The sequence below is a fragment of the Geodermatophilus sp. URMC 61 genome (genome assembly GCF_052931555.1).
In genome coordinates, this window is the sequence record NZ_JBRFHZ010000002.1 from 4214807 (window position 1) to 4236463 (window position 21657).

General features: G+C 73.1%; 20 protein-coding genes and 1 tRNA gene. 14 read left to right on the forward strand and 7 right to left on the reverse strand.

Annotated features, from left to right (window positions below; translation table 11 throughout):
* Nucleotides 1–66: 66 nt before the first annotated feature.
* The 6 genes from rsmG to rpmH all read right to left on the reverse strand — a co-directional run bounded on the left by rsmG (nucleotide 67) and on the right by rpmH (nucleotide 3489).
* Entirely contained in the window at nucleotides 67–738 is a 672-nt protein-coding gene (rsmG, locus tag ACU610_RS19690) for a 16S rRNA (guanine(527)-N(7))-methyltransferase RsmG (protein ID WP_446769385.1), read from the reverse strand.
* A 74-nt stretch (nucleotides 739–812) separates the two neighbouring features.
* Nucleotides 813–1457, reverse strand: coding sequence for a Jag family protein (locus tag ACU610_RS19695; protein ID WP_446769386.1), 645 nt, complete (start codon nucleotides 1455–1457; stop codon nucleotides 813–815).
* 90 nt (nucleotides 1458–1547) lie between these two features.
* A complete protein-coding gene (gene yidC / locus ACU610_RS19700; protein WP_446769387.1) occupies nucleotides 1548–2648 on the reverse strand; it encodes a membrane protein insertase YidC in 1101 nt (366 codons plus the stop codon).
* Complete coding sequence (gene yidD, locus ACU610_RS19705; RefSeq protein WP_446769388.1) at nucleotides 2641–2976, reverse strand: membrane protein insertion efficiency factor YidD; 336 nt, start codon at nucleotides 2974–2976, stop codon at nucleotides 2641–2643. The genes yidC and yidD overlap by 8 nt, the downstream gene beginning before the upstream one ends.
* Nucleotides 2973–3350: a ribonuclease P protein component gene (gene rnpA, locus ACU610_RS19710; protein ID WP_446769389.1), complete on the reverse strand. Its 378-nt coding sequence runs from the start codon at nucleotides 3348–3350 to the stop codon at nucleotides 2973–2975. Before rnpA ends, yidD begins: the two co-directional genes overlap by 4 nt.
* Nucleotide 3351: 1 nt before the next feature.
* Nucleotides 3352–3489, reverse strand: coding sequence for a 50S ribosomal protein L34 (gene rpmH, locus ACU610_RS19715; protein ID WP_089305879.1), 138 nt, complete (start codon nucleotides 3487–3489; stop codon nucleotides 3352–3354).
* A gap of 591 nt (nucleotides 3490–4080) precedes the next feature.
* On the opposite strand from rpmH, the gene dnaA reads away from it, so the two are divergent.
* The 8 genes from dnaA to ACU610_RS19755 all read left to right on the forward strand — a co-directional run bounded on the left by dnaA (nucleotide 4081) and on the right by ACU610_RS19755 (nucleotide 12061).
* On the forward strand, nucleotides 4081–5847 hold the full coding sequence (gene dnaA, locus ACU610_RS19720) for a chromosomal replication initiator protein DnaA (protein ID WP_446769390.1): 1767 nt from the start codon (nucleotides 4081–4083) through the stop codon (nucleotides 5845–5847).
* 41 nt (nucleotides 5848–5888) lie between these two features.
* Nucleotides 5889–6014, forward strand: coding sequence for a hypothetical protein (locus ACU610_RS19725; RefSeq protein WP_446769391.1), 126 nt, complete (start codon nucleotides 5889–5891; stop codon nucleotides 6012–6014).
* A gap of 833 nt (nucleotides 6015–6847) precedes the next feature.
* Nucleotides 6848–8008 carry a DNA polymerase III subunit beta gene (gene dnaN / locus ACU610_RS19730; protein ID WP_446769392.1) on the forward strand — a complete coding sequence of 387 codons (1161 nt, stop codon included), beginning with the start codon at nucleotides 6848–6850 and terminating at the stop codon, nucleotides 8006–8008.
* A gap of 221 nt (nucleotides 8009–8229) precedes the next feature.
* Complete coding sequence (gnd, locus tag ACU610_RS19735; RefSeq protein WP_446769393.1) at nucleotides 8230–9162, forward strand: phosphogluconate dehydrogenase (NAD(+)-dependent, decarboxylating); 933 nt, start codon at nucleotides 8230–8232, stop codon at nucleotides 9160–9162.
* A gap of 117 nt (nucleotides 9163–9279) precedes the next feature.
* Nucleotides 9280–10467 (forward strand): DNA replication/repair protein RecF, encoded by a 1188-nt coding sequence (gene recF, locus ACU610_RS19740; RefSeq protein WP_446769394.1) that lies wholly within the window; start codon nucleotides 9280–9282, stop codon nucleotides 10465–10467.
* Nucleotides 10464–10964 (forward strand): DciA family protein, encoded by a 501-nt coding sequence (locus tag ACU610_RS19745; RefSeq protein WP_446769395.1) that lies wholly within the window; start codon nucleotides 10464–10466, stop codon nucleotides 10962–10964. Before recF ends, ACU610_RS19745 begins: the two co-directional genes overlap by 4 nt.
* Nucleotides 10965–11020: 56 nt before the next feature.
* The gene (locus ACU610_RS19750) at nucleotides 11021–11917 is read left to right on the forward strand and encodes a hypothetical protein (RefSeq protein WP_446769396.1); all 897 of its coding nucleotides are present in this window, start codon (nucleotides 11021–11023) and stop codon (nucleotides 11915–11917) included.
* Nucleotides 11918–11935: 18 nt separating this feature from the next.
* Nucleotides 11936–12061: a hypothetical protein gene (locus ACU610_RS19755; protein WP_446769397.1), complete on the forward strand. Its 126-nt coding sequence runs from the start codon at nucleotides 11936–11938 to the stop codon at nucleotides 12059–12061.
* A gap of 98 nt (nucleotides 12062–12159) precedes the next feature.
* Here the strand turns inward: ACU610_RS19755 and ACU610_RS19760 are convergent, their stop codons facing one another.
* The gene (locus ACU610_RS19760) at nucleotides 12160–13692 is read right to left on the reverse strand and encodes an SDR family oxidoreductase (protein ID WP_446769398.1); all 1533 of its coding nucleotides are present in this window, start codon (nucleotides 13690–13692) and stop codon (nucleotides 12160–12162) included.
* 132 nt (nucleotides 13693–13824) lie between these two features.
* Here ACU610_RS19760 and ACU610_RS19765 point away from each other — a divergent pair, with 132 nt between their 5' ends.
* The 6 genes from ACU610_RS19765 (at nucleotide 13825) to ACU610_RS19790 (ending at nucleotide 21656) form a co-directional block, all read left to right on the forward strand.
* Nucleotides 13825–15249 carry an APC family permease gene (locus tag ACU610_RS19765; protein ID WP_446769399.1) on the forward strand — a complete coding sequence of 475 codons (1425 nt, stop codon included), beginning with the start codon at nucleotides 13825–13827 and terminating at the stop codon, nucleotides 15247–15249.
* Between the two features lie 407 nt (nucleotides 15250–15656).
* Nucleotides 15657–17702, forward strand: coding sequence for a DNA topoisomerase (ATP-hydrolyzing) subunit B (gene gyrB / locus ACU610_RS19770; RefSeq protein ID WP_446769400.1), 2046 nt, complete (start codon nucleotides 15657–15659; stop codon nucleotides 17700–17702).
* Nucleotides 17703–17807: 105 nt separating this feature from the next.
* On the forward strand, nucleotides 17808–20276 hold the full coding sequence (gene gyrA / locus ACU610_RS19775) for a DNA gyrase subunit A (RefSeq protein ID WP_446769401.1): 2469 nt from the start codon (nucleotides 17808–17810) through the stop codon (nucleotides 20274–20276).
* Nucleotides 20277–20437: 161 nt separating this feature from the next.
* On the forward strand, nucleotides 20438–21208 hold the full coding sequence (locus tag ACU610_RS19780) for a DUF3566 domain-containing protein (protein WP_446769402.1): 771 nt from the start codon (nucleotides 20438–20440) through the stop codon (nucleotides 21206–21208).
* Between the two features lie 139 nt (nucleotides 21209–21347).
* Nucleotides 21348–21421, forward strand: a tRNA-Ile gene (locus ACU610_RS19785).
* Nucleotides 21422–21512: 91 nt separating this feature from the next.
* Nucleotides 21513–21656, forward strand: a complete 144-nt coding sequence (locus ACU610_RS19790; protein WP_446769403.1) for a DLW-39 family protein — start codon at nucleotides 21513–21515, stop codon at nucleotides 21654–21656.
* Nucleotide 21657 lies beyond the last annotated feature (1 nt).

A 21657-nucleotide genomic window follows, 5' to 3' on the forward strand; every position in this document is an offset into this window, starting at 1 on the left:
TTCCTGCCGGTCCGTTTCACGTGGAACGGACGCCGGAAGTCGTGCGGGTTCCACGTGGAACGCGGGTCACCGCGTCCCTCGCGTCATCACCACCACGGTAGTGGCAGCCTCTCCGAGCCCCGCTCCGACAGCCCGTGCGTGTACGTCACGCATCCCGGCCGCTTCGAGGTCGGGCACCAGCGACGGCAACTCCTCGAGCGCGCGCGACCCGACGAGGGCCACCAGCTGGGCGCCCGGGCGCAGCAGCCCGCGGCACCACGCCACGAGGCGGGGGAGGGCCGCCACGGCCCGCGCCGTGACGACGTCCACCGGCCCGACCGCGGCGCGCACCGATCGCTCCTCGGCCCGCCCGCGCACGACGCGCCACGGGGCGCCCAGATCCGCGACGACCTCCTCGAGGAACTCCACCCGGCGGGCCATCGGCTCGAGGAGGGTGAGCCGGAGGTCCGGCCGGGCCAGCGCCAGGGGGATCCCGGGCAGGCCGGCGCCGCTGCCGACGTCGACCACCCGGGCACCGGCCGGGACGGCGTCGGCGACGGCGGCGCTGTTGAGGACGTGCCGCTCCCACAGCCGGGGCACCTCCCGCGGGCCGATCAGGCCGCGGGTGACGCCGTCGGTCGCCAGCCGGGCGACGTAGCGCTCGGCGTCGGCCAGCGCCGGCCCGAACACCGAGCGAGCGACCTCCGGGGCGGGCGGGACGGCTGGGGCGCCCGCGTCGGGTGAGCCGGTGCCGCTCACGCGGGTCGCCTCGCCGGCGCTCGGCGACCGCGCTCGCGACGCTGCTGCACCCTCTCCTGAGCTCGCAGGCCCGCTCACCTGTCGGGCAGCACCACGACGCGGCGGTTGGGCTCCTCGCCCTCCGACTCGCTGTGCACGCCGGTGACCCCGGCGATGACGTCGTGCACGACCTTGCGCTCGAACGGGTTCATCGCCGACAGCCGCTCCGGCTGTCCGCTGCTCGCGACACGGCGCGCGGTCTCGGCCGCCAGCGAGGTCAGGTCGGCCCGGCGCCGGGCGCGGAACCCGCTGATGTCGAGCATGAGGCGGCTGCGGACGCCGGTGGACTGGGCGACGGCGAGCCGGGTGAGCTCCTGCAGCGCCTCCAGCACGACGCCGTCGGGGCCCACGAGGTCCTTGAGGTCGCCACCGACGATCGCCACCGAGGCCCGGTCGCCCTCGACGTCGAGGTCGATGTCGCCGTCCACGTCGAGGATGTCGAGCAGCCGCTCCAGGTAGTCGGCGGCGACGTCGCCCTCGCGGACCAGCAGGTCGTCGCCCCCCGCGTCGTCCTCCGCCAGGTCCGCCGGCTCTATGGCGGCGTCGGCGCCGTCCTCGTCCGGGTCGGGCAGGTCCGGCTGCGCGGGCACCGCGGCGTCCGCGGGCGGGCTCAGGACCGCGCCGGAGGTGGCCTCGCTGATGGGGGCCGACGGCTCGGTGGGGTGCTGCGGGGCGCTCATGGCGTGTCCTCCAGTCGTGCGGGCGTCCGGGGTCGGCCCCGGTGGTCGGTCACCGGCGCGGGCGCCCGGAGGGGCGCCGCACGCGCCGGATCAGCGGCGCTTGCGCTTGCCCCGGTTGGCCGGGCCCTGAGTGCCGCGCCCGCCGCCGCTGCGCGGGCGACTCCCCGAGGAGGGGGCGGCCGCCGACGAGCCGTCGGAGCTCGCGGCGGTGGCACCCGTCGCCGTGGGGGCGTCGTCGGCCGTGGTGTCGCCGGTCCCGTTCCCCGTGTCGACCGTCGAGGCCGGGGCGGCGGGGCGGCCGCCCTTGGGGCGGACCGGCTTGGCTCCGGGCCGGGGGGCCAGGGCCTTGGGGTCGACGGCCGGCTTCTCCGCGGCGGCCTTGGCCTTCGCCGCGTCGGAGCCGGGCGGCGGCATCTTGCGCAGGATGAAGAACTGCTGCCCCAGCGTCCACAGGTTGTTGGTGAACCAGTACAGGAGGACGCCGATGGGGAACAGGAAGCCGGAGACGAACAGGCCCAGCGGCATCACGTAGAGCAGCATCTTCTGCACCATCGCGGCCTGGCCCTCGACCGGACCGGACCGGCGCATGATCTGCTTCTGCGTGAAGAACGTCGTGAAGCTCATGATCACGATGAGCACGAAGGCGACGACCCGGATCTGGCCGTAGCCGTTGGTGATCTCGAGGATCGCGTCTTCCTTCGCCCCGCTCATGAAGAACGAGGACGAGATCGGCGCGCCGAAGAACGGCGCCCGCGCGGCCTCGTCGGTCAGCTGGTCGTTCCAGCTGTAGAGCCCCTGGGCGTCCGGCGCCAGCCGCCGCAGCACGTGGAACAGCGACAGGAAGATCGGGATCTGCGGCAGGATGGGCAGGCAGCCCGCCAGCGGGCTGACCCCGCGCTCACGCTGCAGCTTGAGCATCGCCTCGCTGAAGCCCTGCCGGTCGCTCCCGTACTGCTTGCGCAGCCGCTGGATCTCCGGCTGGAGCTCCTGCATCGCCCGCTGTGACTTGACCTGCTTGACGAACAGCGGGAAGAGGATCACCCGGACGGTGACGACCAGGAAGACGATCGACAGCGCCCAGGCCAGGCCCGACAGCCCCGTCCCTGCCTCGGGGTCACCGAGGACGAGGCTCCACAGCGAGTGCCACCGGGCCAGGACCCATGAGATGGCGGTGTACAGCCAGTCAAGCAAGGGGGGACTCCTCCTGCGGGGCCCGGCGGGGTGTCGACGGGACGGGTCGGGCGGGTGCGGGCGCGGTCGACCGGGCCGGCGGCACCAGGTCGAGGCCACCAGGGTGCCAGGGGGCGCACTTGAGCAGCCGTCGCAGGGCCAGCCAGCTCCCGCGACCTGCGCCGTGCACGGCGATCGCCTCGGCGGCGTAGGCGCTGCAGGTGGGCTGGAAGCGGCACCGCGGGGGGAGCGCCGGGCTGATCGCCCGCTGGTAGAAGCCGACGACGGCCAGCAGCGCCCGGGCGATCGGACGTCGTCCGCCGCGGGCGGCCGGCGGGTCGGCGGTCACGGGGTGCGGACCCGGAGGACGCGGTCGAGCCCGGCGGTCAGGTCGCGGCGCAGGTCCACCGAGCTGGCGGTGGCCGCCTCCGGCCGGGCGCGGACCACCAGGTCCGCGGTGGGGGGCAGGCGGTCCAGCTGGTCACGCACCACCGCGCGCAGCCGCCGGGTCACACGGTGACGGACGACGGAGTTGCCCACGGCCTTGCCCACCACCAAGCCGGCCCGTGGACCACCGACCGTCCCGGCGTCGCCGGGGGTCGGGGTCACGGGCCGTTCGGGGAGGTAGTGGAGCACCATGGTCGGCCGTCCGGCACGCCTGCCGAACCGGACGACCGCGGTGAACTCCGGACGCCGGCGCAGGCGTGCCTGCGCGGGCAGCACCTCAGGCGGAGAGCTTCTCGCGACCCTTGCGCCGACGACCGGCGATGATCGCCCGGCCCGCGCGGGTGCGCATCCGCAGCCGGAAGCCGTGGGTCTTGGACCGGCGGCGGTTGTTCGGCTGGAACGTGCGCTTGCTCACGAGGTACTCCCACTACACGACATCGACGGGGCGCGTCCACCGGGAGGGGACGCGCGACAGGGACGGGCACACGGCGGGAGCCGGTGTCCCCGTCCACGGATCTCCCACCAGCATAGCCGAGGGAGCGCCCGGACCGGCGGCCCGGCCGGACACCGACTACCCAGGGTCTCCCATCGGCGGACCGGACAGGCGGTGCCGCGCCGCGGACGCTGCGCGACACGCCCCGCGGCGCGCCGGGCACCGCCTCCGGGTTCGTTGCCGGGCTGTGGACGAGGCTGTTAGCGTCGCCGTCGTTCCACACCGGACACCGACGTCCGGCGCAGGGGCCGCCCCGCTGGTGTCGACCGACCACCACGCACTCCGGAGAACCGCGACGACTCCCCCTCTGACCAGCGGCGACGCCCCAGACCGGCGGAACACGCGGGAGGCCGGTGCGCCTGCGTCGCCGACCGTGCACAGCCTGTGGACACCGGTGTGGACTCCGTGTGTCCGGACGTCCACAGTGGGGGATCGACCGGGGGGACGACGGACCCGGCGACGGGCGGCCGCGGTGGAGGTCGACGACACACGGAACCTGGGAGGACGAGGGCCATGGCCGATGCCACGGTGGACCTGGCGACGGTCTGGGACCAGATCCGCGGACGGCTGGCGACGAGCCTGTCCCCGCAGCAGAACGCGATGCTGAACCTCACCCGCCCGGTGGGGGTCTTCGAGGACACCGCGGTGCTGTCGGCGCCCAACGAGTTCACCCAGACCGTGCTCGAGTCCCGGATGCGCCGGGTGCTGGCCGAGGCGCTGTCGGAGCACCTCGGCCGCGACATCCGCGTCGCCGTCCAGGTCGAGGACAGCCCGGCCGAGCCGCCGGCGGCACCCGCGCCCGAGGTGCCGACCCGCCGTCCGTGGTCGGTGGTCGAGGCCCAGCGCGCCGAGGAGGACCGGGAGACCCGCGACCGCGCCGACGACGGGCGCAGCGCGTTCGGCGTGCGTGCCGACGTCCGGCCCGTGTGGGAGGACGGCGGCAGGAGCGCCTCCGACACCCGACCGGCCGAGCGCGACGCCGAGGAGTGGAGCCCCACCGACTGGAGCCCGCCGGCCCGGCGTCCGGCCGGCCGCGGCACCCGCGCCGCCGAGCGGGACTGGGGCGGCACCGACCTCGACGAGAACGGCGTGGCCGTGCTGCCCTTCGACCTGGACACCGGCGACGACGTCGGGGGTGCCCTCGAACTGCCCGCGCCGCCGTCCCGGAGCCGGCGCGGCGGGTCCCGCGGCGGCGGGGACGCCGTCCCGCTCTTCGGCGACCGCCGGGCCCCGGCCGGCGCCCAGGACCCGGGGCTGAACCCCAAGTACGTCTTCGACAGTTTCGTCATCGGCAACAGCAACCGGTTCGCCCACGCCGCGGCCGTCGCGGTCGCCGAGGCGCCGGCCCGCGCCTACAACCCGCTGTTCATCTACGGCGACTCGGGGCTGGGCAAGACGCACCTGCTGCACGCCATCGGCCACTACGCCGCGCGGATGTTCCCCAACGTGCGGGTGCGCTACGTGAGCACCGAGGAGTTCACCAACGAGTTCATCAACCTGGTGCACTCCGGGCGGGCCGAGGACTTCCGCCGCCGCTACCGGGACATCGACTTCCTGCTCATCGACGACATCCAGTTCCTGGAGCGCGCCGAGCGGACGCAGGAGGAGTTCTTCCACACCTTCAACACGCTGCACAACGCCAGCAAGCAGATCGTCATCACCTCCGACCGGGCGCCGAAGAAGCTGACGACGCTCGAGGACCGGCTGCGCACGCGGTTCGAGTGGGGGCTGATCACCGACGTCCAGGCCCCGGACCTGGAGACCCGCATCGCCATCCTGCGCAAGAAGGCCTACGGCGAGCGGCTGCAGGTGCCCGACCCGGTGCTGGAGTTCATCGCCAGCAAGGTGCAGACCAACATCCGCGAGCTCGAGGGCGCGCTCATCCGGGTCACCGCGTTCGCGTCGCTGAACAAGCAGCAGGTCGACCTGCCGCTGGCCGAGCTCGTGCTCAAGGACCTGATAAGCGACGAGCAGGGCCCGCAGATCACCGCGGCGATCATCATGGCCGCCACCGCCGAGTACTTCTCCGTGACGATGGAGGAGCTGCAGGGCTCCAACCGCAGCCGCACGCTCGTCAACGCCCGCCAGATCGCCATGTACCTGTGCCGGGAGCTCACCGAGCTGTCCCTGCCGCGGATCGGGGCCTCCTTCGGCGGCAAGGACCACACCACGGTCATGCACGCCGTCAAGAAGATCACCAACCTGATGAGCGAGCGGCGGGCGACGTACACGCAGGTCACCGAGCTCACGGCCCGGATCAAGAGCCGCGCGCGGTCCTGAGTCCGGTCCCTCCCGGCCACGACGGCACCCGGCCGGCGCGCGTGGACCTGGCCCGGCCCGAGGTGGGGGTGGTGGTCGAGTACGAGGGCGAGCAGCACGTCGAGGCCTGCAGAGCGCGGGGGACGACGTCCGGCTCGGGCGTCTCGTCGCCGCCGGCCGGCCGGTGATCGGGCTCTCCGCCCCAGACCTGCGGTCGGTGGACGACGTCCTCAGGCTGATGGGCGGGGCGCCGGGCGTCGTCCCCCGATCCGCCTGACCGGAGCCGGCGGCCGTCTCCGCGGAGACGGCCGGCAGCGATCGCGTGCACCGGGGCATCGCTCGTCCACCTCTGTGTCCCCATCGGGTCGCCGCGTGTCCACAAGTCTGTGGGTGGACGGACGGTCGTCGTCCCCGCGTCAGGCGTGCTGTGCAGGTCACTCGCACCGGCGACCCGGGTCGACTGGTCGACGAGTTGTCCCCAGCGATGTGCACAGGTTGGGGAGATCTCTCCTCACTCGCTCACCCGCCGTCACGACGTGCCCGAGATGCCCACCGCTCCGTCCACGCCTGGGGATCCCTCCTGATCCCTCCGTGAGCTGCGCTTTCACCCGCACGGGGGACGTCGGACGCCGACCGCGGCGGCACGGGGCACCCGCACCTGGGTACGGACTGGGGACGGACCCTGGGGGAAGCAGGGGACAGGACGTGGAGAGACGACGGCCGGTGTGGGGAACGGTCGAGATGTCCACGTGTCGACACGGGAGTCCGCCTCACCACCCACAGTCGGCCAACATGTCGACATGGGTGCTGACCTGCGCGGACGGCCTCGATCCCCAGGATCCACACCAGTGATGACGAGGATGAGGGAGATAGATCGAGGCTTTCTCGAACCACAGTCTGGGTGGGGAAGCTGCGCTGCGAGTGATCGATCGAGGACAGCGGTTACCTCGATGTCCCTCCCAGAGGGCACGATGAGCACCGCACCACGAGGACACCGACGACAGCTGGGGTGGATCAGGTCATGAAGTTCCGGGTGGCACGTGAGGTGCTCGCCGATGCCGTCGCGTGGACGGCGCGCAGCCTGCCGCCACGGCCGTCGGTCCCGGTGCTGGCCGGGATCATGCTCGAGGTCGACGGCAGCCAGTTGTCCGTGTCCGGCTTCGACTACGAGGTCTCGGCCCGCGCCGAGGTCGACGTGCAGGCCTCCGAGAGCGGCCGGGCGCTCGTCCCCGGCCGGCTGCTCGCCGAGATCACCCGCGCGCTGCCGCCGCACCCGGTCGACCTCACCGCCGAGGGCCCGCGTCTGTCGATCGTCTGTGGGAACGCGCGCTTCAGCCTCCCGACGCTGCCGGTCGAGGACTACCCCTCCCTGCCGGCCATGCCGTCGTCGGCCGGCGTCGTCGACAGCGACGTCTTCGCCGAGGCGGTCGGTCAGGTGGCCGTCGCCGCCGGGCGGGACGACACCCTCCCGATGCTCACGGGCGTCCGGCTGGAGATCGAGGACGACCTGGTGACGCTGGCGGCGACCGACCGCTACCGCCTCGCCGTCCGCGAGTTCGCCTGGCGGCCCGAGACCCCGGGCCTGACCGCTGCGGTGCTGGTCCCCGCGCGCACGCTGGCCGACGCGGCCAAGACGCTGACCAGCGGCCCGGAGATCACCCTGTCGCTGTCCTCGGGCGGCTCCGGCGAGGGCATCCTCGGCCTCTCGGGCAAGGACCGGCAGACCACCACCCGGCTGCTCGACGCCGAGTTCGTCAAGTACCGGGCGATCATGCCCAACGAGTCGGCCAGCAACGCCACGCTGCCGGTCGGGCTGTTCACCGACGCCGCCAAACGCGTCGCCCTGGTTGCCGAGCGGGGCACGCCGCTGCGCTGCGAGTTCACCCCCGGCCAGGTCACCCTGCGCGCCGGCGGCACCGACGACGAGGGCCAGGCCGAGGAACGCTGCGACGTCGAGTTCGAGGGGGAGCCGCTGACCATCGGCTTCAACCCGACGTTCCTGCTCGACGGGCTGGCGGCGGTGCACACACCGCGGGCGCGGATGGACTTCACCAGCCCGCTCAAGCCCGCCGTCCTCTCCGGGGTACCCGAGCCGGCGGCCGACGACGAGGCGGCCTCCCGGCCGGCCGAGCGGCCGGGCAGCTACCGGTACCTGATCATGCCGGTGCGACTGCCGGGGTGAGGACCCTCCTGCCCCCACCGTGAGAGGCCCCCGTCCGCCCCGCCCCTCGCACGCTCGGGGCGGTGCCCCGACCGGGGCCCACGGTGCCGGGGCCGGGGCCCTGCAGGAGGGCCATCCGCGCGAGGTGTCCCGGGCGTCCGGCAGGGGCACCGCACCCGCGGGAACCCGCACCGCAGCGTGCGCCCCGGGCCATGACGACCTGCGACGAGAGGACGGAAGCCGTGCAGCTGGGGCTGATCGGGCTGGGCAAGATGGGCGGCAACATGGCCGAGCGGCTGCGCCGCGCCGGTCACGAGGTCGTCGGGTACGACCGCGCCCCCGGGAGACGGGACGTCGAGAGCCTCCCGGCGCTCATCGAGGCGCTCGCCGCACCGCGCGTGGTGTGGGTCATGGTGCCGGCGGGTGAACCCACCCGGGCCACCGTCAAGGAGCTCGCCGAGCATCTCGCCCCGGGCGACGTGATCGTCGACGGCGGCAACTCCAGGTTCACCGACGACCAGGTCCACGACGTGATGTGCCGCGAGAAGGGCATCGGCTACGTCGACGCCGGCGTCTCCGGCGGGGTGTGGGGCCTGGAGAACGGCTACGCGCTGATGGTGGGCGGCACCAAGGAGGACGTCGCCAAGGTGCAGCCGGTGTTCGACGCGCTCAAGCCACCGGCGCCGCGGGACGAGTCCGGTCAGGAGCTCCCGGGCGCGGGCTTCGTGCACGCCGGGCCGGTCGGCGCCGGGCACTTCGCCAAGATGGTCCACAACGGCATCGAGTACGCGATGATGCAGGCCTACGGGGAGGGCTACGAGCTGCTCGCCGCCGTCGACCTGATCGAGGACGTCCCCGGTGTCGTGAAGTCCTGGACCCAGGGCACCGTCATCCGTTCCTGGCTGCTGGACCTGCTGGTGCGTGCGCTCGAGGAGGACCCGGCCCTCGAGAAGATCACCGGCTACGCCGAGGACTCCGGCGAGGGCCGGTGGACCGTCGAGCAGGCCATCGAGAACGCCGTCCCCATGCCGGCGATCGCGGCCTCGCTGTTCGCGCGGTTCTCCTCCCGGCAGGAGGACTCGCCGACCATGAAGGCCGTCGCCGCGCTGCGCCAGCAGTTCGGCGGCCACGCGGTGCACGCCGTCCGCGAGCAGGAGGTCGAGCGCCCCGCATGAACGAGGACCACCCTTCCCCCCACGCCTCGCGAGCTCGGCGCGGGACCCTGGAGGGTGGCCGTTCCAGCACCTCACCACCGGGGGGCCGTCCCCGTACCTCACCGCGGGGATGCTGAGGTGTACCTGCGACACCTCCAGCTCGGCTCGTTCCGCAACTGGGACCGGGTGGACCTCGCCCTGCGTCCGGGGCCGACGGTCCTCGTCGGCCGCAACGGCGAGGGCAAGACCAACCTCGTCGAGGCGGTCGGCTACCTGGCCACCATGGGCAGCCACCGGGTGTCCGGGGACGCCCCGCTGGTCCGGCAGGGGGCCTCCCAGGCGGTGGTCCGCGCGGCGCTGCGCCGCGAGGACCGCGAGCTGCTGGTCGAGATCGAGATCAACCCGGGGAAGGCCAACCGGGTGCGGGTCAACCGGGCGCCGCTGTCGCGGCCTCGCGAGCTCCTCGGGCTGGTGAAGTCCGTGCTGTTCGCGCCCGAGGACCTGGTGCTCGTCCGCGGTGACCCCGCGGAACGGCGGCGGTTCCTCGACGACCTGCTGGTCAGCCGCACCCCCCGGCTGGCCGGCGTGCGCAGCGACTACGACCGGGTGCTCAAGCAGCGCAACGCGCTGCTCAAGACCGCTCGGATGGCCCGCGGCAACGCCCTGGCCACGCTGGACGTCTGGGACGGGCACCTCGTCGACCTCGGCGGGCAGCTGCTCGCCGCGCGGCTGCGGCTGGTCGCCGACCTGGCCCCGCACGTGACCCGGGCCTACGCCGGCGTGGCAGGCGCGGACGCCGCCCTCGCCGCGCTCGGCTACGCCAGCACGGTGCCGCTGGCCGGGGACGGGACGCCGGTCCGGCCGGGGACGACCCTGCCCACGGCCGAGGAGCTCTCCGCCGCGCTGCGCGAGCGGGTGGCCGAGCGCCGCAACGAGGAGGTCGACCGTGGCATGACACTGGTCGGCCCGCACCGCGACGACCTGGTCATCTCGCTGGGCTCGCTGCCGGCGAAGGGCTTCGCCAGCCACGGGGAGTCCTGGTCGCTGGCCCTGGCGCTCAAGCTGGGCTGCTTCGCGCTGCTGCGGGCCGACGGCGACGAGCCGATCCTCGTGCTCGACGACGTCTTCGCCACCCTCGACGCCGACCGCCGCGCGGCACTGGCGGCCGTCGCCCGCTCCGCGGAGCAGTGCCTGGTCACCGCGGCGGTGCTCGACGACGTCCCCGTGGAGCTGCGCGGCACGGTGGTGCAGGTCGCCGGCGGGCAGGCGGTACCGCTCGACCCGCAGGCCGCCGAGGATGGGGCCGTGCGGGAGGAGGTCACGTGACGGAGGAGCGACAGGGGCGGCCCAGCGACATCGCCCGCGCGGCGCTGGAGGCGGCGCGCGCGGCGTCGGCGTCCCGGCCCCGCCCCACCCGACGGCGGATCGCCGGCCCCAAGCGCACCTGGAGCGGACCCCGACCGGGGGACGACGACCCGCAGCCGCTGGGCCGGCTGGTGGACAACCTCGTCGAGACGCAGGACTGGACCGAGCACACGAAGGTCGGCGCGGTCTTCGGCCGCTGGTCGGCGCTGGTCGGGCCGGAGATCGCCGCCCACTGCACGCCGCAGACCCTGACCGAGGGCGAGCTGCTGGTGGTCGCGGAGTCCACCGCGTGGGCCACCCAGCTGCGGCTGCTGGCGCCGACGATCCTCGGCAAGCTGCGCGCCTCGGTCGGCGGGGACGTCGTGACCCGGCTGCGCGTTGTCGGTCCGACGGCCCCCAGCTGGAAGAAGGGCCCCCGCTCGGTCCGCGGACGCGGTCCGCGGGACACGTACGGATAGGGGCCCCGCCCGCGCGGGAGCTCCGGGAGGACGACGCAGATGGAGACGAGGCAGCGATGAGCAGCCCGCGCGACCGCGACGGTTTCGAGGAGCGCCCGGACGAGGGCAGCGGCTGGCGCGAGCCCGGCCACCTCGGCGGGGACGGCGAACAGCCCCCGGCCGACCGGCCCGAGCAGCCGCCCACCGACCGCCCGGGGGAGAGCGGGGGCAGCACCGCGTGGCAGCCGCCGGGCTGGGACCTGCCGCCGGCCGAGCCCGACCGTCCCGCCTCGCCGTCGCAGGCCGGCCCGCAGACGGCGGGTGAGCAGCCGGCGCCCGGCGGTCTCTTCGGCAGCCGGCGGCCCCGGCAGCCCAGTGAGCTCGAGCGGGTCTTCGCCTACCAGGGCGACGCCGTCGGCGCGCAGGGCTGGGCGGTCCAGCAGGGCTGGGCGATCTCCGACGGCACCGCGCCGGAGGACGCCGTCCTCGCCGAGCTGGTGCGCACCGCCCCGGTCCGCGCCACCAAGGACCACCGGCCGGCCGGCGTCATGCGCGGCCGCTACGGCACGCTCGACCTGGTCGCCTTCGACGTCCTCTACGCGTCGGGGCGCTACGCCGTCCCCGAGTACGCGGTCACCGCGGCTCCGGTGCTGGGCGCCCTCCCGCCGCTGCGGCTGTCGCCGGCCCGCTTCTGGAAGCACCGCACCGGCGGGCTGGTCCAGGTCCCCAGCGGCGACCCCGGCTTCGACACCCGCTGGGTGCTGCTGACCGCCGAGGACGGCCCGGCCGCCCGCGCGCTGGTCGGCGACGCCACGGTGCGCGGCCTGCTGCTGGGCACCGACGACGGCGACGAGTTCTGGACGGCGGCGGGTCATCTCGCAGCCATCCGCCCCGACGGGCACCGGCCGCAGCTGATCGAGCACCACGCCCGGCTGCTGACCGCGCTGGTCGCCGCCCTCGCCCCCGCGCTCTGAGCCCGGCGTCCGGGCTCGGTGAGCACCACCCCCGCGGAGGCCGCACCCCCGGCGACGCTGCGCGAGCTGCTGCCGCTGCTGCGTCCGCACCGGCGCCCGCTGGCCCTCGCCGCCGTCCTCTCGCTGGTCGGACCCGCCCGGTGATCAGCTGAGCTGATCGAGCCGGCTCCTGACTCACCACTGGTCGTGAGCCAGCACCTGGAACGGTGAGCTCAGCTGATCGTCGGGGGACGGAGTCCTTTTCAGGCCGCGCGGGCCCGTCGTTCACCCACGGCGGCCGCGGTCCCCTCCTCAGCCGCACGGCAGATGTTGCGCACCATCCCGCCGAAGATGGGGCCGTGGAACGGCACCAGCACCCACCAGTAGAGGGTGCCGAAGAGCCCGGTCGGCTTGAAGGTCGCCCTCTGCCGCAGCCGGGTGCGCCCGTGCTCCTGTTCCACGTGGAACTCGAGCCAGGCCAGCCCGGGCAGCCGCATCTCGGCGCGCAGCCGCAGCAGCCGGCCCTCCTCGAGCTCCTCGACCCGCCAGAAGTCCAGGGCGTCACCGACGTAGAGGTCCGACGGCGACCGTCGTCCCCGCCGCAGGCCCACACCGCCGACGGCCCGGTCCATCCAGCCGCGCACCTCCCAGGCCAGCGGGAACGAGTACCAGCCCGTCTCCCCGCCGATGCCCTCGACCACCCGCCACACCGCCTGTGGTGACGCGGCGGTCTCGCGGGTCTTCTCGTCGACGAAGAGGGTGCCGCCGGCCCAGTGCGGATCGGTGGGCAGCGGGTCCGACGGTGCCCCGGGCGTGGACGCCGACGACCAGCGGGTGGCCACCGTCTGGTCCTTGACCCGCTGGATCGCCAGCCGCACCGCCTCGTCGAAGCCCAGCAGCCCCTCCGGCGGGTCCGGGACGTACTGCGCGATGTCGTGCTCCGCGCAGACGACGGTGTTGCGCAGCGACTCCACCAGCGGGCGGGCGATCGACGCCGGCACGGGGGTGACGATGCCGACCCAGTGGCTGGACAGTCCCGGGCTGAGCACCGGGACGGGCAGGATCCGGCGCCTGGGCAGACCGGCCACCGCGGCGAAGCGCTGCATCATGTCCAGGTAGGTCATGACGTCCGGGCCGCCGATGTCGAAGCACCGGTGCACGTCGGCCGGGAGCGTCGCGCAGCCGACCAGGTAGCGCAGGACGTCACGGATGGCGATCGGCTGGATCCGGCTGTGCACCCAGCGCGGCGTGACCATCACCGGGAGCCGCTCGGTCAGGTAGCGCAGCATCTCGAAGGACGCCGACCCCGAGCCCAGCACCACCGCGGCGCGCAGGACGACGGTCGCGACGCCGGAGTGCAGCAGGATCTCGGCGACCTCGGCCCGCGAACGCAGGTGCGGGGAGAGCTCCTCGTCCTCGGGCTCCATCCCGCCGAGGTAGACGAGCCGGCCCACGCCGGCCTCCCGCGCGGCCTGGGCCATCACCCGCGCCGTCCGCCGGTCGGTCTCCTCGAACTCCTTGCCGGTGCCCAGCGCGTGGACCAGGTAGTAGACGACGTCGACCCCCGCGCAGGCCGCCGCGACCGCCGTGGCGTCGCCGGCGTCGGCACGGGCGACCTCGACCTGCCCCGCCCACGGGTGGTCGCGCAGCCGCTCGGGCGAGCGGGTCATCACCCGCACCCGGTGCCCGGCGGCGAGCAGCTCGGGCACGAGCCGCCCGCCGATGTAGCCGGTGGCCCCGGTCACCAGGCAGGTCTTCGCCGTCGGGGTGCGGGTGGTGCCGTCGGTCTCGGCCATGTCCCGAGTGTCCGGCGGGATCGCCGTGCGCGCTCGGGTCGCGGGCTCCCGCCGCACCCGCCACCCTGGGGCGCACGTCCTGAAGACCAACGGCGGTCGCGTCCACCGGCACGAGCCGAGCAGGGGGTCACCATGGCCGACACCACCGCTGCGCCCGACCGCACGGCCGACGGCCAGCCGGCCCTCAAGCGGGTGATGGGCCCGGGCCTGCTGCTGCTGTTCATCGTCGGCGACGTGCTCGGTACCGGGATCTACGCGCTGACCGGCCAGGTCGCCGCGCAGGTGGGCGGCGTCGTCTGGCTGCCCTTCCTGGTCGCCTTCCTCGTCGCGCTGATCACCGCGTTCAGCTACCTGGAGCTGGTCACCAAGTACCCGCAGGCGGCCGGTGCCGCGCTCTACACGCACAAGGCCTTCGGCATCCACTTCGTCACGTTCCTGGTCGCCTTCGCGGTGATGAGCTCGGGCATCACGTCGGCGTCCACCGCCGCGCGGGCGTTCAGCGCCAACTTCGCGAGCGTGACCGGCCTGGGTGTGGGCGAGGGCATCGGCATCACCCTCATCGGGCTGGGCTTCATGACGCTGGTCGCGCTGGTCAACCTCCGTGGCGTCGGCGAGAGCGTCAAGGCCAACGTCGTCCTCACCTGCGTGGAGCTGACCGGCCTGCTCATCGTCATCGGCGTCGGCGTGTGGGCGCTGGGTGGTGGCGGCGGCGACTTCTCACGGGTGACCGAGTTCGACACCGGCGAGCGCTCGCTCGTAGGCGGGGTCATCGCCGCCACCGGGCTGGCCTTCTTCGCGATGGTCGGCTTCGAGGACTCGGTCAACATGGCCGAGGAGTGCAAGGAGCCGCGGCGGATCTTCCCCAAGGTCCTGCTGGCCGGCCTGTGCCTGACCGGCCTGATCTACGTGCTGGTGTCCATCTCGGCGATCGCGCTGGTGCCCGCGGACCAGCTCAGCCAGGGCGACACCCCGCTGCTGCAGGTGGTGGAGGCGGGGGCACCCGGGTTCCCGCTGGGCGTCTTCGGCGTCATCACGATGTTCGCCGTCGCCAACTCCGCGCTCATCAACATGCTGATGGCCAGCCGGCTGGTCTACGGCCTGAGCAAGGAGCGGGTGCTGCCGCACCTGCTCGGCCGGGTGCACCCCCGCCGCCGGACGCCGACCACGGCCATCCTGTTCACCACCGCGCTGGCCTTCGGGCTCATCACCTTCGTCGGGGCGGTGCCCGCCCTCGGCGGCACCACGGCGCTGCTGCTGCTCATCGTCTTCACCGTCGTCAACGTCGCCGTCCTCGTGCTGCGCCGGGACCGGGTCGAGGCCGACCACTTCCGCACCCCGACGGTGCTCCCCCTCGTCGGCGCGCTCGCCTGCGCGTACCTCGCCACGCCCTGGGCGGGCCGGCCGGCCGAGCAGTACCGGATCGCCGGGGTCCTGCTGGCCATCGGCGTCGTCCTCTGGGGGGTGACGGTCCTCGTCAACAAGCGCACCGGCGCCGAGGCGCCGCGCTTCGACCCCAGCCACCTGACCGGAGAGGGCCCCACGGGACCGCACAACTGAAGGACCCCGTCCTCCCCACCCTTCGCGAGCCCAGCAGGAGGACCCCGTCCTCCTCACGCCTCGCAGGCTCGGGCCGGGGCCGGGGCTGGGGACGGGGCCGCGGCGGGACCCAGCAAGGAGCCAGCAGTGCCCTGGACGGTGCCGCGGTGAGCCTCTGGACGGGGGCCGCCGGGACGGGGCCGTCAGCCGCTCGGGGACGGCGTGTCGACCCGCTGGCCAACACCGGTGGTGGCAGGCGTGCTGCGAGTGGCGCAGACACGACGTGAGGGCCGGGACGGCGGCATTCCTGTCGGACCACCCGGTATCCTGGAGAGCAGAAACCGCCAGCATCCGGCTGAGAGCCGTTCTGCGCCCCTGTCCACGATCGGGGCGCCCTGCCCGCCGGGTGCGCGACAGAAGGGCCACACGTGGTCGCTCGACCGAAGACCGACGCGAAGGCTGACGCCTACTCCGGCAGCTCCATCACCGTCCTCGAGGGTCTCGAGGCGGTCCGCAAGCGCCCCGGCATGTACATCGGCTCGACCGGTGAGCGGGGCCTGCACCACATGGTCTGGGAGGTCGTCGACAACGCCGTCGACGAGGCCCTGGCCGGCTACTGCGACACGGTGCGGGTCACCCTGCTCCCCGACGGCGGCGTCCGGGTGGAGGACAACGGCCGCGGCATCCCGGTCGACATGCACCCCGTCGAGAAGCGCCCGACCGTCGAGGTCGTCATGACCATCCTGCACGCGGGCGGCAAGTTCGACGGCAAGAGCTACGGCGTCTCCGGTGGTCTGCACGGCGTCGGCGTCACCGTCGTCAACGCGCTGTCCACCGAGCTCGACGTGCGCATCTGGCGCGACGGCACCGAGTGGCACCAGCACTACTCCGAGGCCAAGCCCTCCCCGCTGGAGAAGATCGGCCCGACGAAGAAGCGCGGCACCCAGATCACCTTCTGGGCCGACCCCGGCATCTTCGAGACGACGACCTACTCGTTCGACACGATCAGCCGTCGCCTGCAGGAGATGGCCTTCCTCAACGCCGGCCTGAAGATCGTGCTGCGCGACGAGCGCCCGGGGCACAGCAAGGCCGAGACCGGCATGGCCGAGGAGCTCTCCCTCGCCGAGGAGGCCCCGGCCGCGGACGCCGAGGCGCCGGCGTTCGAGCCGACCGAGGTCACGTACTTCTACGAGGGCGGCCTCAAGGACTACGTCGCCTACCTGAACCGGACCAAGACCCCGATCCACCGCTCGGTCATCGGCTTCTCCGCCGACGGCACCGGCAAGAACGACACGGCGATGTCGGTGGACATCGCGATGCAGTGGTCCGAGGCGTACTCGGAGTCGGTGCACACCTTCGCCAACATCATCAACACCCACGAGGGCGGCACCCACGAGGAGGGCTTCCGCGCGGCGCTGACCTCGATCGTCAACCGCTACGCCGAGGAGAAGAAGCTCTTCAAGAGCAAGGACGAGAAGCTCACGGGCGAGGACATCCGCGAGGGCCTGGCCGCGATCGTCTCGGTGAAGATCGGCGACCCGCAGTTCGAGGGCCAGACCAAGACCAAGCTCGGCAACACCGAGGTCAAGGGCTTCGTGCAGCGGGTCTGCAACGAGCAGCTCGGGCACTGGTTCGAGGCCAACCCGACCGAGGCCAAGCAGATCATCACCAAGGCCAGCTCGGCCGCGCGGGCCCGCCGCGCCGCCCAGCAGGCCCGCCAGCTGGCGCGGAAGAACCCGCTGAACTCGACCGGCCTGCCCGGCAAGCTGGCCGACTGCCGCTCGACCGACCCGCGCAACTCCGAGGTCTACATCGTCGAGGGCGACTCGGCCGGCGGCTCGGCCAAGTCCGGCCGCGACTCGATGTTCCAGGCGATCCTGCCGATCCGCGGGAAGATCATCAACGTCGAGAAGGCGCGCATCGACCGGGTGCTGAAGAACACCGAGGTCCAGTCGATGATCACGGCCTTCGGCACCGGCATCCACGACGAGTTCGACCTGTCGAAGCTGCGCTACCACAAGATCGTGCTGATGGCCGACGCCGACGTCGACGGCCAGCACATCCGCACCCTGCTGCTGACCCTGCTGTTCCGCTTCATGCGGCCGCTGGTCGAGGCCGGGCACGTCTACCTGGCCCAGCCGCCGCTGTACAAGATCAAGTGGGGCGGCAAGGTCGGCGACGAGTACGCCTACTCCGACCGCGAGCGCGACGCCGTCATCAAGGCCGGTGTCGAGGCCGGCCGCAAGCTGCCCAAGGACGACGCGATCCAGCGGTTCAAGGGGCTCGGTGAGATGAACGCCACCGAGCTGTGGGAGACCACGATGAACCCCGAGACCCGGATCCTGCTGCAGGTCACCCTCGAGGACGCCGCCACCGCCGACGAGCTGTTCAGCGTGCTCATGGGCGAGGACGTCGACGCCCGCCGCAGCTTCATCACTCGCAACGCCAAGGACGTCCGCTTCCTCGACGTCTGATGGAGGACCCCTCCCTCCCCACTGCCCGCACGCCCGCAGTGGGGACCGAGGGGGCCTCCCGGCGCTGACCCGCGACGTCGTCCTTCCCACGGAGAGACCTGAAACGTGACCGAGACACCCGCCCGCGACCGGATCGAGCCGGTCGACCTCCAGCAGGAGATGCAGCGCAGCTACATCGACTACGCGATGTCGGTCATCGTCGGCCGCGCGCTGCCCGAGGTCCGCGACGGCCTCAAGCCGGTGCACCGCCGCGTGCTGTACGCGATGTACGACCAGGGCTTCCGCCCCGACCGCGGCTACGTCAAGTGCGCCCGCGTCGTCGGCGAGGTCATGGGTAACTACCACCCGCACGGCGACTCGGCGATCTACGACGCCCTCGTGCGGCTGGCCCAGCCGTGGTCGATGCGCTACCCGCTGATCGACGGCCAGGGCAACTTCGGCTCCCCGGGCAACGACCCGGCGGCGGCCATGCGGTACACCGAGGCCCGGCTGACCCCGCTGGCCATGGAGATGCTGGCCAACATCGACGAGGAGACCGTCGACTTCCAGCCCAACTACGACGGCAAGAACCAGGAGCCCCTGGTCCTGCCCGGGCGCATCCCCAACCTGCTGATCAACGGCTCGGCCGGCATCGCCGTCGGCATGGCCACCAACATGCCCCCGCACAACCTGCGCGAGGTGGCCTCCGCGGTCTTCTGGATGCTCGAGCACCCGGACGCCGAGCCGGAGGAGGCCCTCACCGCGTGCATGCAGCGCGTCCTCGGCCCCGACTTCCCGACCGCCGGCCTCATCGTCGGCCGTGAGGGCATCGAGGAGGCCTACCGCACCGGCCGCGGCTCGGTGCGCATGCGGGCCGTCGTCACCGTCGAGGAGGACGCCAAGGGCCGGGTGCAGCTGGTCGTCACCGAGCTGCCGTACCAGGTCAACCCGGACAACCTGGCCGAGGCGATCGCCGAGGCCGTCCGCGACGGTCGGCTGCAGGGCATCAGCGAGATCGCCGACGAGTCCAGCGACCGGGTGGGCCGTCGACTGGTCATCACGCTGCGCCGCGACGCCGTCGCCAAGGTCGTGCTGAACAACCTCTACAAGCACACCCAGCTGCAGACCTCGTTCGGCTGCAACATGCTCTCGATCGTCGACGGCGTCCCGCGGACGCTGCGGCTCGACGAGCTGATCCGCCACTACGTCCTGCACCAGATCGAGGTCATCCAGCGGCGGACCCGCTACCGGCTGCGCAAGGCCGAGGAACGTGCGCACATCCTGCGCGGTCTGGCCAAGGCCCTCGACCACCTCGACGCGGTCATCACCCTCATCCGGTCCAGCGAGTCCGCCGACGCGGCGCGCAGCGGCCTGATGGAGCTGCTGGACATCGACGAGATCCAGGCCACCGCGATCCTGGACATGCAGCTGCGCCGACTGGCCGCCCTCGAGCGGCAGCGGATCATGGACGAGCTGGCCGAGATCGAGGCCCGCATCGCCGACCTGCAGGCCATCCTCGACTCGCCCGAGCGGCAGCGGCAGATCATCCACGACGAGCTCGCCGAGATCGTGGAGAAGTACGGCGACGACCGGCGCACGAAGTTCGTGCCCAACGACGGTGACGTCTCCATGGAGGACCTCATCGCCGAGGAGGAGGTCGTCGTCACCATCACCCGCACCGGCTACGCCAAGCGGACGAAGAGCGACCTCTACCGGTCGCAGCGCCGCGGCGGCAAGGGCGTGATGGGTGCGGCGCTGAAGCAGGACGACATCGTCGACCACTTCTTCGTGGGCTCCACCCACGACTGGATCCTCTTCTTCACCAACAAGGGCCGCGTCTACCGCGCCAAGGCCTACGAGCTGCCCGAGGCCAACCGCACCGCCCGCGGCGCGCACGTGGCCAACATCCTGGCCTTCCAGCCCGACGAGCGGATCGCCCAGGTCATGCAGATCAAGGACTACGGCGTCGCGCCGTACCTGGTCCTGGCCACGGCCAACGGGCAGGTGAAGAAGACCCGGCTGACCGACTTCGACTCCCCGCGCAGCGGCGGCGTCATCGCGATCAACCTGCGCGAGGGCGACGAGCTGGTGGGCGCCGCGCTCATCGACCCCGAGCAGGACCTGCTGCTGGTCACCCGCAAGGCGATGTCGATCCGGTTCAAGGCCGACGACGCCACGCTGCGGCCGATGGGCCGGGCCACCGAGGGCGTGCGCGGCATCTCTCTCGGCGAGGACGACACCCTGCTGTCGATGATCGTGGTCGAGGAGGGTGTCGACGTCCTCGTCGCCACCGAGCGCGGCTTCGCCAAGCGGACCGGGATCGAGAACTACCCGCCGCAGGGCCGCGGCGGCAAGGGCGTGCTCACCGCCGACCCGAAGGCGCGCAAGGGCAACCTGGTCGGGGCGCTGTCGGTCCGGCTCGGCGACGAGCTCTACGCCATCACCTCCGGCGGCGGCGTCATCCGGACCCCCGTCAACGGGGTCCGCCACAACAAGGACCGCGCCACCATGGGTGTCAAGCTCATGAACTTGCCGGAAGACGTGTCGATCGTGGCGATCGCTCGTACGACGGACAACGACGAGCCTGCCGCCTAGGCTGTGGACGACGACGGTGGAGGCGGGGTCGCCGGCCCCGGGACCGGCAGCCCCGCCTTCCGTCGTCCCAGCCATGACCGGCGCCCAGGCGCTCCCGGCTCCCCGCCGGGCACACCGGGTGCGAGGCAGCGGCGAGGGCCGCTGGGGAACGGGAGACTCGCATGAGCGACCGGACGCAGGGTTCGGTGCGCACCGGGTCCCGGACCGGGGAGACCACCCCGGCACAGGGGACGGCGTCCGGTCAGCAACCCGCGGTTGACGGCAACCCCTCGGCGGGGTCGACGCAGACCATCCCCGGCGCGAGCACCGCCCGGACCAAGGCCGCGGCCACCGATGGCGGAGCCTCGGCCGCGGCCGGCCCGGCGTCGGGCACGCAGACCGTCGTCCCCCCGGCCACCGGTGCACAGCCCGCCGCTGACGCCCAGCCCGAGACCGGTGCCCAGCCCGAGACCGGTGCCCAGCCGGAGACCGGTGCCCAGCCCGGCACCGGCGCCCGAGCCGCCACCGGTGGCCAGTCGGCCGTCGGTACCGCGAGGGGTTCCTCGGGCGCCGGCAAGGCCGCCCGCGGCCCGCGCCGCGCCCGGCTGCAGCTGCGGCACATCGACACGTTCTCCGCGCTGAAGATCTCGCTGGTCCTGTCCATCGCGATGTTCTTCATCTGGATGGTCGCCGTCGGCCTGCTCTACGGCATCCTCTCCGGCCTCGGTGTCTTCGAGACCCTCAACGACCTGTTCGGCCAGCTCGGCAGCGCCTCGGGTGGCGACGGCCGCAGCGAGGTCATCACCCCGGGCATCGTCTTCGGCGGGGCCGCGGTCATCGGGGCCATCAACATCGTGCTGATGACCGCGCTGTGCACCGTCGCGGCGTTCATCTACAACATGTGCTCCGACCTGGTCGGCGGCCTCGAAGTCACCCTCTCCGAGCGCGACTGAGAGAGGACCCCCTGCCCCCGCCACTCGCGTGGCGGGGGACCCTGCAGGGGGCCGACGGGACCTGCAGGGGGCCGGCGCCGTCCCCCAGGCCCCCTCCGTAGGAGCCCCGGAGGCGCCAGGTAGACTGGTCGAGGTCCACGGGCCTGTAGCTCAGGCGGTTAGAGCGCATCCCTGATAAGGATGAGGCCGGAGGTTCAAGTCCTCCCAGGCCCACCCGTGTTCCGGCGCCACCGGCCTCACCCCGTCCCGGGGTGAGGCCCCGGCCCCCTCCCGAGGAGGGGACTCTCCTCGAGGAGGTACCCGCGTGCTGAGGAAGCTGGTCTTCGCAGCCGCCGCCGCCACCGCCCTCGCCGCCGTCCGCCGGCGCTCGTCCGGCAAGGCGGAGGCCGACCTCTGGGCCGAGGCCACCCGCGGTCCCCAGGCGGTCAGCACGCCCACCACCCGCTGAC